We start from the raw sequence: 12996 nt of genomic DNA, 5'->3' as shown, positions 1-12996 counted from the left end.
AACGGTCCAACGGTCCAACGGTCCAACGGTCCAACGGTCCAACGGTCCAACGGTCCAACGGTCCAACGGTCCAACGGACTAACGGGCGGAAGCGGCACGCCCAGGCGCCGGCGAACCGCAAGGGTGCGCTCGACCGCGGTGCTCGGGGCCGTGGCGCGGGGTGTCCTCGCGCTGACGCTGACGGATCGACCGGTCGCAACGGCAGGACGCGTCGGCGACCGGCGTCGGGGCGCGACCGGGCGACCGGACCGGCCACAGCGGGAGTCCGCGAGCGGGGCGGGAGTGAGCCGTGCCTCCAGGCCGGACCGCCGTGCCTCCAGGCCGGACCGCCGGGCCGTACCGCCGGTCCGCACGCTGCGCGACCGCGTTGCGCGCTCAGAGCGCCTTGGCGACCGCCAGCAGCAGCTGATCCCGCGAGGGGACGCCCGGCGAACGGAAGACCTCGGTCCCGTCGTCCCGCCGCACGATGATCGTGGGGGTCGACCGGATCCCGAGGTCCTCCGCCGTGTCAGGGTGTGCCGCGACATCGCGCTCCGTCACCCGGAGCCCCGGGACGAGCGCCGATGCCTCACCGGTCACGCGGCGGGCGGCTGCACACGGGGCGCAGAAGGCGGAGGTCCAGAGGTCGAGCTGCACACGAACGTGCAACGCACGCGGCGCCGGGTCTACTCCCGGTCGAACTCACCGCTGCGGTCGCCGCGGTCCTGCAGGTCGTCGACCGGGTCGGAGTCGGCTGCGTCGTACTCGTACTCGACCGAGGTCTGGTCGAGCACCTGGCGGGACTTGGTGGCCTTGTAGGTGAAGGCCGTCTGCAGGCCCTCGACGTCCGCGTACACCGTGACCTCGTCGTCGACAGCGTCGCTGGTGGCGGTGCGGGTGTCGGTCGTGCCGTCGAAGGGACCGCCGTGGAAGATCGCGGTGTACTCGTCGCCCTCGTTGATGGTGATGTCGCTCATGCGTCCCTTGTACCAGGGCGCCCCTGTTGACGGATGCATAGCACGGCTATATAGTTTTGGCATGGAAACATCCCGGGCGCAGACGCTGGAGACACTCCTCGTCTCCGTGAACCGACTGATCCGCGCCGCAGCACAGGCGACCGGCAACCCGACCTCGGCCGCGGTGTGGCGCACCCTCGGGATCCTCGAGACCGAGCAGCCGCTCCGCCTGGGCGAACTCGCCACCGCGTCACGCGTGGCGCAGCCGACCATGACCCGGCTCGTCGCCGGGATGCTCGAGGACGGGCTCGTCTCGCGCAGCGTCGACCCCGACGACTCCCGCGGCCAGCTCATCGAGCTCACCGAGGCCGGTCACGAACGGCTCGTCACGTGGCGCGCCACCATCACCGAGACGGTCGGGCCGGTGTTCGCCGACCTCAGCGACGACGACTGGGACGTGCTGCACGACGCGGCCGCCATCATCGCCTCGCGCACCGCCACCACCAACCCCACGAGAACGGAGATCACCGCGTGAACGCCCACGCACCCGCTGCGTCCGGCAGCATCCTCAAGCAGTCGTCCGCCGTCTGGGCGATCGCCTTCGCCTGCGTCGTCGCGTTCATGGGCATCGGCCTCGTCGACCCGATCCTGCCCGCGATCGCGACCTCGCTGCACGCCACCGCGGCGCAGACCGAGCTGCTCTTCACGAGCTACCTCGCCGTCACCGGCGTCGCGATGTTCTTCACCAGCTGGGTCTCCAGCCGCATCGGCGCGAAGAACACGCTGCTCATCGGGCTCGCGCTCATCGTCGTGTTCTCCGTGCTCGCAGCCACCTCGGGCAGCGTCTGGAACATCATCGGGTTCCGCGCCGGCTGGGGTCTCGGCAACGCGCTCTTCATCTCTACCGCGCTCGCGACCATCGTCGGGGCAGCGTCGGGCGGGACCGCTTCGGCGATCATCCTGTACGAGGCCGCACTCGGCCTCGGCATCGCCGTCGGGCCCCTGGTCGGCGGTCTGCTCGGCTCGGTGAGCTGGCGGGGTCCGTTCTTCGGCGTCACGACGCTGATGGCGATCGCCTTCATCGCCGTGGTCGTCCTGCTGAAGAGCTCCGGACTCGAGAAGCCGACGCCCACCAAGCTGTCGGCACCGTTCCGCGCCCTCGGACAGCCGGCGCTCGCGGCGCTCGCCGTGACCGCCCTGTTCTACAACATCGGCTTCTTCGTCCTGCTCGCCTACACGCCCTTCCCGCTCGGCTTCGGCGCGCTCGGCATCGGCTTCACGTTCTTCGGCTGGGGCGTCGGCCTCGCGATCACCTCGGTCTGGGTGGCACCGCTGCTCACCGCACGCATGCGCCGCACGACCGTCCTGAAGATCGCGCTGCCGCTGCTCGCCCTCGACCTGTTCGCCGCCGCGGTCGTCGTCGCGTCGCAGGTCGGCCTGATCGTCTGCGTCGTCATCGGTGGGCTCGTGCTCGGTGTCCTCAACACCGTCCTCACGGAGTGCGTCATGGAGGCGACGGACCTCCCCCGCTCCGTGGCCTCGAGCGCGTACTCGGCAGTGCGGTTCATCGGCGGTGCGATCGCGCCGCCCGTGGCCACGCTGCTGGCGGACGCGTTCTCCCCCTCGGCGGCGTACGTCTTCGCCGGGGCGTCGGTGGCGGTCGCGTTCGTGGTCGTGGCGCTGACCACCCGGGTGCTGCGTCGGGTCGACGACGGCGCGGAGTCGGAGCGGGTCGAGGCGGAGGCGATCTCGGCGGGCGAGATGGTCTGAGGCCGTCGCGGCTGGTGCCGCTCCGCGGCGGCCGGCAGACGCGGTTGCTCCTCGTGAACGGGCGGAATCCGCAGTCGGACCGATGGTCGGGCTGCGGATCCGTCCCGTTCGTCGTCTGCAGGGCCGCCCTGGGACGTTCCGTCATCGCGCTGGCCACGTCCGTGCGACCGCCAGGCCCGCGAGCGGGCGGATCCGGCAGCCACAGCCCGCCCAACCGCGCGCGTTCCGCCCGCTCGCCCGTCCGGCCCGACCAGACGGGAGGCGCGGGCCGCCTCCGCGCGACCGCCAGCCCCGCGAGCGGGCTGATCCGGCAACCACAGCCCGCCCAGCCGCGCACCTTCCGCCCGCTCGCTGGTCCGGCCCGACCAGACGGGAGGCACGGGGCACCTCCGCGCGACCGCCAGCCCCGCGAGCGGGCGGATCCGGCAACCACAGCCCGCCCAGCCGCGCACGTTCCGCCCACTCGCCCATCCGGCCCGACCAGACGGGAGGCACGGGGCACCTCCGCGCGACCGCCAGCTCCGCGAGCGGGCTGATCCGGCAGCCACAGCCCGCCCAGCCGCGCACGTTCCGCCCGCTCGCGGTGGCGACGCGTACCAGCCGCTCCGGCCGGCCGTCCACACCCGGCACCCCGGCGCCCGGGAGCGTCACCCGCTCGCAATAGGATCGAGGGCATGGCAACTGCGAACGACCGCCTCGTCTGGATCGACTGCGAGATGACGGGCCTCGACCTCGAGGTCGACGAGCTCGTCGAGGTGGCCGTCGTCGTCACGGACTTCGACCTCGTGCCCGTGCACCCCGGGTTCGAAATCGTGATCAAGCCCGACCAGTCGGCGCTCGACAACATGAACGACTTCGTGACGAAGATGCACACCACCTCGGGGCTGCTCGAGGAGATCCCCCACGGGGTCTCGCTGGCCGACGCCGAGTACCAGGTGCTCGAGTACATCCTCCAGCACGTGCCGGCCGAGGGCAGCGCACCGCTGGCGGGCAACACGATCGGCACCGACCGCTCGTTCCTGGCGAAGTACATGCCCCGCGTCGACGGACACCTGCACTACCGCAGCGTCGACGTGTCGAGCATCAAGGAGCTCTGCCGCCGCTGGTTCCCGCGCGTGTACTTCAACGCGCCGGAGAAGCACGGTGGGCACCGGGCTCTCGCAGACATCCTCGAGTCGATCCGCGAACTCGAGTACTACCGCCGAGCGGGCTTCATCCCGGAGCCCGGACCGACGACCGAGGACGTCCGCGCCGTGGCGGCCGAGGTGGTCGAGAAGTGGGAACCGCGACTCGCGCAGCCTGCGGCGGAGTAGCGACACGCCTGGTCGGCGAGACCGCTGGCATGTACTACTATTGAGTGGTCGCGCCGGTCATCCGATGTGGACATGGTGGGTATAGCTCAGTTGGTAGAGCGCCTGGTTGTGGTCTAGGAGGTCGCGGGTTCGAGACCCGTTACTCACCCCAGTGATCGAAGGCCCCGTCCGTCAGGACGGGGCCTTCGCCGTTCTCGGATGGCGGTGTGCCACGATCGACCCCGTGATGGAGATGTCCACCGACGAGTTCGAACAGCTCGTGACCGACGAACTCGACCAGCTGCCCGACGAGATGGTCGACGGGCTCGACAACGTCGTGTTCGTCGTCGAGGACGAGCCCGAGGACGGCTCCGACCTGTTCGGCTACTACGACGGGGTCGCGGCGACCGAGCGCGGGCAGTACGGCTTCGGGGAGCTCCCGGACCGGATCGTGGTCTTCCGGAAGCAGCACCTCGCGGAGTGCGACACCGTCGAGGAACTCCGCGACGAGGTGCACACGACGCTCGTCCACGAGATCGGGCACTTCTACGGCATCGACGACGAGCGGCTGCACGAGCTGGGCTGGGCGTAGAGGCGCCCGACTTCCTGCAGAGCCGAGACTCGCGCTGGCGGCACGCGGCACGCGGCACGCGGCACGCGGCACGCGGCGCGCGCACCCGCCCGCGCTCAGAACCGCGTCGGCCCCACCTCGTGGTACCGCTCCCACGCGTCCACCGGCCCCCGCCCGTGCAGCACGTACTCCCCCACGAGCCGCTCCTTGTACACGGCCGGGTTGTGCGACGCCACCACCCGGGCGTTCCGCCAGTGCCGGTCCAGCGCCCTGGTCCGGTCCGCCGCCGAGGCCCCGCCGACCTCGAACAACTCCGTGGCCGCCCGGAGCACGCGCGGGCCGATCTCGACCTGCGCCTGGTACACGGCGTTCTCGGCCGCGTCGAGGAGTGCGTGGTCGACGCCGACCCCGGGCTCGTTCGTCGCCACGACCCCGTCGAGCAACCCTGCCGCCGCGACGACGAGCGACCGCGCGGTGAACGCCCCGGCCGACAGTCGCCCGAGCACGGCCAGCACCTGCGGGTCCTCCCCCGGCACGGCGGCATTCGCGTGGATGTACGTGCGGGTCCGCGGTCGGACGAACGCCACGGCGTCGTCGACGACGGCCTGCCCGATCCCCGCGAGGACCGCCAGCAGGTACAGCTGGTAGAAGGCCTGGATGTGCGACAGCGGTGCGTCCCGGTAGGCCGAGATGACCGACTCGTCGACCGCGACGCCGGAGAAGACCGTCGTGCCCGAGGCCGTCAGGCGCTGCCCGAACCCGTCCCAGTCGTCGAGTCCGGTCACGCCCGGCGCGTCGGCGGGCACCGCGAAGGTCACCCGCTCGCCGTCGCGGTCCGCCGCCAGGTAGATCCAGTCGGCGTAGAGGGTGCCCGTCGAGTAGAACTTCCGCCCGTCGAGCCGCCAGGTGCCGTCCGCGTCGGGGGCCACGGTCGTCGAGATGTCCGCGAGCGTCGTGCCGGTCCGCTCCGAGGTCGCGTTCCCCACGATCGCCCCGTCGACGATCCGCTGCAGCCACTCGTCGCGAGCGGGCGAATCCGGTCGCAGGAGCACGAGCTCGGTGTACCCGAAGTGCCCTCGCCACAGGTGCGCGATGTTCGAGTCCGCGGCGGCGAGGTCCGCCACGAGGTGCGTCAGCTCGACGAGCGTCACGCCGAAGCCACCGCGGTCCTCGGGCACGCGCAGCCGACCGAAGCCCGCCTCGGCCAGCGCGCGCACCTCGGCGTGCGGCAGCTCGCGCTCGCCCGGGGTGCCGGACGCCAGCTCGCGCGCGACTGCGCCCTCGCGGATGCGGTCGATCACCGGCGCGAACCGTTCCCGCAGGACAGCGAGACGGTCGGTCCGGAGGCGCACTCCGCCTCTGCCGGCCGCCGTCGCGTCGTCCGGACGGTCGGCCTGGAGGCGCGCCCCGCCTCCCACGCTCGCGGTCGCGTCGTCCTGGCGGTCAGCCGGAAGGCGCGACTCGACACCACCGGACCTGGTCGCCCCCGTCACGCGGTCGCCTCCACCACGTCGCGAGCCGCGTCAGCACCGGTCGCGTCGGCGCCCGTCACGTCGGCGCCCGTCGCGGCGGCGCCGCTCGCCCCGCCGGAGAACGCCCCGCGCCAGCGCCGGGCGGGGTGCGAGTCGGGCAGCTGCGCGTGGCCGAAGAGCTTCTCGCGGAGGGTGCCCTCCCGGTACTCGGACTGCATGAGCCCGCGCTCCTGCAGGGTCGGTGCGATGTGGTCGACGAACTCCTCGTACGACCCGGGCAGCGTCCAGTTGATGACGTTCACGCCGTCGACCCCGACCCGCTGCCACTCGGCGAGTTCGTCGGCGATCTGCTCGGGCGTCCCGACGACGCGGGCGCGGAGCTTCGCGGACAGCCGGGCCAGGTCGGCGATGGTCGGTTCGCGGTCGCCGGCGGCCTCGCGGAGCCACTGCAGGTGCGACTGCCCGGCGTGCGTGCGGACCTCGGACAGCGGCGTCGCGGGGTCGAGCGGCTCGCCGGTCTCCGGGTCGAACCCGAGGTTCGAGTGCACGAGGAAGCCGTCGGCTGCCAGGTACTCGTCGATCTCCGCCTCCTTCGCCTTCGCCTCGGCCTCGGTGGATCCGGTGACGAACGTCAGCCCGAGGAAGAACGCGAGGTCGTCCCGCCGCCGCCCGGCCTGCTCGGCGAGGTCTCGGGTCTCGCGGATGAGCTGCTCCGTGGCGTCGCGGTTCGAGGTGAGGATGAACTGCGCCTCGGCGTTCCGCGCGGCGAAGGCCCGGCCGGCCGGCGAGGATCCGGCCTGGAACAGCACGGGCGTCCGCTGCGGCGAGGGTGCCGACAGGTGCGGGCCCTGCACGTCGTAGCGCTTCCCGTGGTGGTCGATGCGGTGCACCTTCTCCGGGTCGGCGTACCCGCGCACCGGGTCCTTGAGGACGGCGCCGTCCTCCCACGACCCCTCCCACAGCTTGGCGCACACCTCGAGGTACTCCTCCGCCCAGGCGTAGCGCTCGTCGTGCTCCTCGAGCCGGTCGGCGCCGAAGTTCCGGGCGGCACTGTCGAGGGCGCTCGTGACGACGTTCCAGCCGATGCGGCCGCGGGTGATGTGGTCGAGCGTCGAGACCTTCCGGGCGAAGTCGAACGGGTGCGCCTGGATGACGCTCGACGTGAACGCGAGGCCGAGGTGCTCGGTCGACACGGCGAGCGCGGAGAGCAGCACGGACGGGTCGTTCGAGGGGATCTGCAGGCCCTCGCGGAGGTTCGTCGCGTAGTCACCGCGCGCCGGGCCGTACGTGCCGACGACGTCGGCGAAGAACATCGCGTCGAACTTCCCGCGCTCGAGCGTCTTCGCGAGGTCGGTCCACAGCGTCACGTCGTCGAAGTCGGACTGGCGGGCGTCGGGGTGCCGCCAGAGGCCGTGCTGGATGTGCGACGTCGTGTTCATGACGAAGGCCGCGAAGCGCAGCGGACGGGTCGGTGCATCGCTCATGCGTCCCATGGTGTCCGGGAGCGCTCGGTCGAAGACAGTGACGTGACCTCGCGTTACGGGCGCTCTTCCGAGGCGGTCGGGCGGCGACCATGCTCCTGAGGCATGCCGACCCAGACGACCGCAGCCGCGCCTCCCGACCGTCCCGCCGCCCCGTCGACCAACGCGACCCGACGTCGCGTCGCCCTCGCGTCCTTCGTCGGGACCACCGTCGAGTACTACGACTTCTACCTGTACGCGACGGCCTCGGCGCTCGTCTTCGCGCCGACGTTCTTCCCCTCCGTGACACCGGCCGTCGGCGTGATCGCGTCGTTCGCGACCTACGGGGTCGGCTTCGTGGCGCGTCCGCTCGGCGGGATCGTGGCCGGGCACCTGGGCGACCGGATCGGGCGCAAGAAGCTGCTCGTCGCGTCGCTCGTGCTGATGGGCGTCGCGTCGACGCTCATCGGGGTGATCCCGCCGGCGGCGACGATCGGTGTCGGCGCGGTCGTCGCGCTCGTGGTGCTGCGGCTGCTGCAGGGCATCGCGGCCGGTGCGGAGTGGGGCGGGTCGGCGCTGCTGTCCGTCGAGCACGCACCCGAGCCGCACCGCGGGCTGTTCGGGGCGTTCACGCAGATGGGGTCCGCCGGCGGGATGCTCCTGGCCACCGGGGTGTTCACCCTCGTGCGGACCCTGCTGGGCGAGGACACGTTCCTGGCGTGGGGCTGGCGACTGCCGTTCCTGTTCTCCGCGGTGATCGTCGCCGTCGGGCTCGTCATCCGGCTCGGCGTGCAGGACGCTCCGGTGTTCCAGGAGCTCCGCGCGTCCGGCCGGGTCGAGCGGTACCCGGTGTGGCAGGCGATCCGCCAGCACCCGCGGGCGATCCTCGTGACGGCGGGTCTGCGGCTCGTGCAGCCGGCGCTGTACTCGATCCTGACGACGTACTCGCTGACGTACCTGCTCGCGAAGCGCGGCGAGGAGGGGTCGGCGGCGGGGCTGCAGGCGGTGCTCGTCATCTCGGCGGTGTCGCTCGTGTCGACGCCGTTCTGGGGGTGGCTCTCGGACCGGGTCGGACGGCGGGTGCTGACGATCTCGTCGGCGGTCGGCACCGCGGTGCTGATCTGGCCGTTCTTCGCGTTCCTCGACGCCGGGCCCCTCGTGCTGCTGCCCCTCGTCGCGCTCGTCGGCATGAGCGTCTTCCACGACAGCATCTACGGACCGCAGGCGGCGTGGTTCGCCGAGCAGTTCCCGACCGGGCGGCGGTACTCGGGGATGAGCCTCGGGTACCAGATCGGGTCGATCTTCTCGGTGGGGCTCACCCCGCTGCTCGCGGCCGTGTTCGTGCAGGTCGGCGGGGGCTCGCCGTGGATCCTGTGCGCGTACCTCGGCGTGTACGCGGTGCTCACGATCGTGGCGGCGGTGTACGCGGTGGACCCGGTGGCGGCGCGTCGGCGGGCGGCGGGCCGCGGCGCTGCCGGCGCGGCCGGCACGGCGGGCGCGCGCGGTACGCGAGTCTCGCGCTGACGGACGTTCCTCGGGTCCGGGACCGCGAGGGATGTCCGCCAGCACGAGTCTCGTGGCGCCGCGGGCGCGGCGGGCGCCGGCGCGGACGTGGGCGCGGGCGCCCGCGCGGCGCGCGCGTCCCGGCCCCCTACGTCCGCACCACCACGTCCGCGAGCCCCGCCGGGTCCTCCGCCGCGATGAACGCCGCCTCCTGCGCAGCCCACCGCTCCCACTCCCGTTTGAAGACCTCGCCGTCGCGGCCGATTGCCCGGTCCCACCGCACGGCGTCGTCCGCTTCGAGCCACAGCCGCAGCGAGGCCAGTGGCGCCGAGGCCCGCGAGAGCGCCCCGCACCCCTCGACGACGATCGGCGCCACGGGGTCGATCGGCACCCACTCCGCGGGCTCCGAGGCGTCCCAGTCCCAGCGCCGGTGACCCGACGGGGGCCCGAGCACGTCGGACACCACCGCATCGGCGGCGGCACGGAGCCCGTCCCACCCCGGGTAGACGTGGTCGAGGTGCACGACGACCGCGTCGAGCTCGGCGGCCAGCGCCGTGCCGAGCGTGGTCTTGCCCGTCCCCGACCGTCCGTCGACGAGCACGACGAGTCGGCGGCCCGTCGCGGTGGCGGCACCGACCGCCGCTGCGGCCAGACCGTGCACGAGTGCGGAGTCGACGTCAGGCACGCCAGGTCCCCGCCGCCACGGCCACCCCGATCGACACGACCCCGATGCCGACGAGCACCGCCACCATCGCCCACTCGGGCCCCGCGAAGCGCGCCTGCCGTGCCCACGTCCGGCGTCCCGGTGCACCGAACCCGCGCGACTCCATCGCCACCGCGAGCGTCGTCGCCCGCCGCAACGCGACCACGAGCAGCGCGAAGGCCATCGACGCCCCGCGCCGGAGTCGCCCGTGGTCCGCCACCCCGCGAGCCCGTCGCGCCATCGAGAGCTGCCGCCAGTCCTCACCGAGGAGCGTCGTCATCCGCACCGCCGCCAGCGCGCCGAGCACGAAGCGCGCCGGCAGCCGGAGCAGCTGGGCGAGCCCGTCCGCCAGGTCGGTCGGGTCGACGCGGACGAACAGGGCGACGGCCGGCAGTCCGACGGCGAGCACCCGGAGCGCCGTGGCGAGGGCGAGCGTCAACGATCCGTCGGTGACGTGCGCGAAGCCGAGGTCGAACCACTCCCGCCCCGAGGGCCGTCCGTACAGCGCGATGCTCAGCGCGGTCAGCGGGACGGCGACCAGGACCGGCGACGTCCGCAGCAGCAGCGTGCGCGCGGGGATGCGGAGCAGTGGCAGGAGCAGCAGCTCGAGCACGAGCGCGACGGCGGCCGACACGACGTCGAGGCTCAGCACCATGCACAGCCCGAGCGCGAGCACCCCGAGCATCGAGGCGACGGGCTGTACACCGCGCACGCCGCGCGCGGTCCGGACGGGAGGCACCGCTCCCCCGCCAGCGTCGGCTCCGGTCGTCGGGGCGGTCACCGTGGGACCTCCGTGGTCGGCTCCGACCGCACCCGCGTCTGCGCCTGCGCCTGCGCCTGCGTCTGCGTCTGCTTCTGCGTCTGCCTCTGCGTCTGCGTCTGCGTCTGCGTCGACGGGGCGGGGTGTGCCCCGTCCGCGGCGAGCACGACCTCGTCGGCGTCGAGCGCCCGCACCAGGTCGCGGTCGTGCGTGACCGCGACGATCGCGGTCCCGGCGTCCGCCAGCGCCCCGAGCCGGTCGACCACGGCCTGCCACGTCGCCCGGTCCTGCCCCGAGGTCGGTTCGTCGAGCACGACCACCGGGGGCCGCGTGGCGACCACGGTGCCGATCGCGAGCCGGCGTTGCTCCCCGCCGGAGAGCGTGAACGGGTTGACGTCGGCGAGGTGTCGCAGGGCGAAGGCGTCGAGCAGGTCGTCCACACGGGCGTCGACGTCGTCGAGCCCGAGGGCGCGGGGTCCGACGGCGAGTTCCTCGCGGACGGTGCGCGCAACGAACTGGTGCTCGGGGTCCTGGAACACCGTGCCGATCCGACCCGCGAGCTGGCGGCTCGTCCACCGGATCGGCACGTCACCGGCATCCCCGGCCAGGTCGGGGGTCGCCCGGAGCGTGCCGCCCGCGGGTCGCAGGAGCCCGGCGAGGGTGAGGCCGAGCGTCGACTTGCCGACACCGTTCGGTCCGGTGACGGCGAGGACGCGGCCGCGCCGGACCGCGAGGTCGATGCCGCTGCCGACCCGGGTCCCGCCGGAACGACCGAGGACGCTCCCGCGCGCGGTCGCGAGCCCCCGCGCCTCGAGCAGCACCGCGTCGCCGTCGTCCGACACCACAGCGCCGTCGGATCGCACCGCGTCCCCGTCGGGTTGCACCGTGCCCTGCGCGAGCGGGCGGAAGGTGCCCCCGGCGGGCGGCGCGACCGGTGCGGTTCCGCCCGCTCGATCCGCCGACGCCGACGCCGACGAAGATGCCGACGCCGACGAAGACGCCGACGCCGACACCGACGAAGAGGCCGACGCCGACGAAGACGCCGCTGCCGCTCCCGCAGCCGCTGGGCCCGCACGTCCGGTGCCGGCTCGGGAGGACCCCTGCGACGGCTCGGCACCGGGCACCCACACCCCCGCCGCGGTCAGGGCGTCCCCGTGCTCCGCCAGCACCACGGCCGGCGGACCGTCCGCCACGACCCCGCCGCCGGGTTCGAGCAGCACCAGCCGGTCGACCAGGTCGAGCCACGTGCCGATCCGGTGCTCGACGACGAGCATGGTCGCCCCGGTGTCCTCGAGCAGCGCACGGACGGCGTCGTGCACCTGCACCACCCCGTCCGGGTCGAGGTTCGCGCACGGCTCGTCGAGCACGAGCACGCCGGGCCGCATCGCGAGCACACCGGCCAGCGCGAGGCGCTGCCGTTGCCCACCGGACAGGCGGCTCGTGGACCGGTCGAGGGGCAGGTCGAGCCCGACGACACCGAGCGCCGCCCGGACCCGCTCCCAGATGGACTCGCGCGGGACGCCGGTGTTCTCGCACCCGAACGCGACGTCGTCGCCGATCCTCGACATCACCGTGTGGGCCTCGGGGTCCTGCATGACGAGGCCGACCCGTCCGCGGACCGCGCGGGGGTCGGTGCCGTCGACCAGGACCGTGCCCTGTGTGGCTGCCGCGGTGTCGTCCTCGGGGTCGGGTTCGTCGGCGAGCACGGCCGCGACGGCCCGGAGCACCGTCGACTTGCCGGCACCGGACGGTCCGACGACGGCGACGCGCTCCCCGGGCTCGACGACCAGGTCGAGACCGCGGACCGCCCAGGCGTCACGCCCGGCGTAGCGCCAGCCCCAGTCGGCGAACGTGACGCGCGCCGCTCCCGACGGCGACACGACGGTCACGCGGCGGAACGGGGTCCGCGCCTGCCGCGCTCCTCGGCGGCGTGCTCGCGGCCGACGGCGAACGAGGACAGCACGCCGGTCGCGGCGAGCGCCCGGACGAGTGCCCACGAGCCGACGCCGGCGATCAGGGCACCGGAGACGACGCCGGAGACGACGTAGACGGCCTTGAACGCCGCGTCCAGACCCGGGTACCAGAGCACGGTGTCGTTGATCCCGAGCGCGAGCCCGGCGGCGGCACCGGCGAGCATCACCACGGGTAGCCGGTAGGACCGGTACAGGAACAGTGCGAGGACCAGCTCGGCGCCGAGCCCCTGCACGAAGCCGGCCTCGAGCGTCAGCCAGCCCCACTGGGTGCCGAGCAGCGCCTCGACGCTGGCGGCGACCATCTCGGCGTAGAGCGCGGCGCCCGGCTTCCGGACGACGATCGCGACGACGGGGCCGGCGAGCAGCCAGACCCCGCCGAACAGCGCCTGCGTGCCGGGCAGGACGAGGCCCGCGACGGTGCTGAGCGGCTCGTAGCCGAACTCCCAGAGCTTGAAGACGACGCCGATCGCGACGGCGAGCACGCTCGCGACGACGATGTCGACGACACGCCAGCGCAGCGAGCGCCTGGGCGTGGTGGACGGAACTGCGGACTGCAT

The 12996-nt window shown here is 73.3% G+C and carries 13 protein-coding genes and 1 tRNA gene; 6 read left to right on the top strand and 8 right to left on the bottom strand.

From position 1 onward, the window contains the following. Positions 1 to 375 precede the first annotated feature (375 nt). Both QUG93_RS15900 and QUG93_RS15895 read right to left on the bottom strand, forming a co-directional pair. Entirely contained in the window at positions 376 to 579 is a 204-nt protein-coding gene (locus QUG93_RS15900) for a thioredoxin family protein (protein WP_289475587.1), read from the bottom strand. An 86-nt stretch (positions 580 to 665) separates the two neighbouring features. Beyond that, on the bottom strand, positions 666 to 956 hold the full coding sequence (locus QUG93_RS15895) for an oligoribonuclease (protein ID WP_289475586.1): 291 nt from the start codon (positions 954 to 956) through the stop codon (positions 666 to 668). 61 nt (positions 957 to 1017) lie between these two features. Here QUG93_RS15895 and QUG93_RS15890 point away from each other — a divergent pair, with 61 nt between their 5' ends. The 5 genes from QUG93_RS15890 to QUG93_RS15870 all read left to right on the top strand — a co-directional run bounded on the left by QUG93_RS15890 (position 1018) and on the right by QUG93_RS15870 (position 4589). Then, on the top strand, positions 1018 to 1470 hold the full coding sequence (locus QUG93_RS15890; RefSeq protein WP_289475585.1) for a MarR family winged helix-turn-helix transcriptional regulator: 453 nt from the start codon (positions 1018 to 1020) through the stop codon (positions 1468 to 1470). Further along, a complete protein-coding gene (locus tag QUG93_RS15885; protein ID WP_289475584.1) occupies positions 1467 to 2705 on the top strand; it encodes an MFS transporter in 1239 nt (412 codons plus the stop codon). Before QUG93_RS15890 ends, QUG93_RS15885 begins: the two co-directional genes overlap by 4 nt. Positions 2706 to 3379: 674 nt before the next feature. Beyond that, positions 3380 to 4018: an oligoribonuclease gene (gene orn / locus QUG93_RS15880; protein WP_289475583.1), complete on the top strand. Its 639-nt coding sequence runs from the start codon at positions 3380 to 3382 to the stop codon at positions 4016 to 4018. 75 nt (positions 4019 to 4093) lie between these two features. Next, positions 4094 to 4169, top strand: a tRNA-His gene (locus tag QUG93_RS15875). Positions 4170 to 4244: 75 nt separating this feature from the next. Continuing rightward, positions 4245 to 4589 (top strand): metallopeptidase family protein, encoded by a 345-nt coding sequence (locus QUG93_RS15870; RefSeq protein WP_289475592.1) that lies wholly within the window; start codon positions 4245 to 4247, stop codon positions 4587 to 4589. A gap of 95 nt (positions 4590 to 4684) precedes the next feature. On the opposite strand, the gene QUG93_RS15865 is transcribed toward QUG93_RS15870, so the two are convergent. Continuing rightward, a complete protein-coding gene (locus QUG93_RS15865; RefSeq protein WP_289475581.1) occupies positions 4685 to 5869 on the bottom strand; it encodes an acyl-CoA dehydrogenase family protein in 1185 nt (394 codons plus the stop codon). Positions 5870 to 6057: 188 nt separating this feature from the next. Further along, on the bottom strand, positions 6058 to 7524 hold the full coding sequence (locus QUG93_RS15860; RefSeq protein ID WP_289475580.1) for an LLM class flavin-dependent oxidoreductase: 1467 nt from the start codon (positions 7522 to 7524) through the stop codon (positions 6058 to 6060). A 102-nt stretch (positions 7525 to 7626) separates the two neighbouring features. Between QUG93_RS15860 and QUG93_RS15855 the strand changes: the two genes are divergently transcribed. After that, positions 7627 to 9024, top strand: coding sequence for an MFS transporter (locus QUG93_RS15855; protein WP_289475578.1), 1398 nt, complete (start codon positions 7627 to 7629; stop codon positions 9022 to 9024). Between the two features lie 127 nt (positions 9025 to 9151). Here the strand turns inward: QUG93_RS15855 and QUG93_RS15850 are convergent, their stop codons facing one another. Genes QUG93_RS15850 through QUG93_RS15835 form a run of 4 tightly spaced genes read right to left on the bottom strand, consistent with a single transcriptional unit; the run spans position 9152 to position 12996 of the window. Next, positions 9152 to 9688, bottom strand: coding sequence for a nucleoside/nucleotide kinase family protein (locus QUG93_RS15850; protein WP_289475575.1), 537 nt, complete (start codon positions 9686 to 9688; stop codon positions 9152 to 9154). Beyond that, positions 9681 to 10487: an energy-coupling factor transporter transmembrane component T family protein gene (locus tag QUG93_RS15845; protein WP_289475573.1), complete on the bottom strand. Its 807-nt coding sequence runs from the start codon at positions 10485 to 10487 to the stop codon at positions 9681 to 9683. The genes QUG93_RS15850 and QUG93_RS15845 overlap by 8 nt, the downstream gene beginning before the upstream one ends. Further along, positions 10484 to 12355 carry an ABC transporter ATP-binding protein gene (locus QUG93_RS15840; RefSeq protein WP_434533124.1) on the bottom strand — a complete coding sequence of 624 codons (1872 nt, stop codon included), beginning with the start codon at positions 12353 to 12355 and terminating at the stop codon, positions 10484 to 10486. The genes QUG93_RS15845 and QUG93_RS15840 overlap by 4 nt, the downstream gene beginning before the upstream one ends. Beyond that, positions 12352 to 12996: an ECF transporter S component gene (locus QUG93_RS15835; protein ID WP_289475570.1), complete on the bottom strand. Its 645-nt coding sequence runs from the start codon at positions 12994 to 12996 to the stop codon at positions 12352 to 12354. The genes QUG93_RS15840 and QUG93_RS15835 overlap by 4 nt, the downstream gene beginning before the upstream one ends.

This window comes from Curtobacterium caseinilyticum (genome assembly GCF_030363035.1).
GTDB classification, from domain to species: Bacteria; Actinomycetota; Actinomycetes; order Actinomycetales; family Microbacteriaceae; genus Curtobacterium; species Curtobacterium caseinilyticum.
This window is presented reverse-complemented; position numbering and strand designations above follow the sequence as displayed.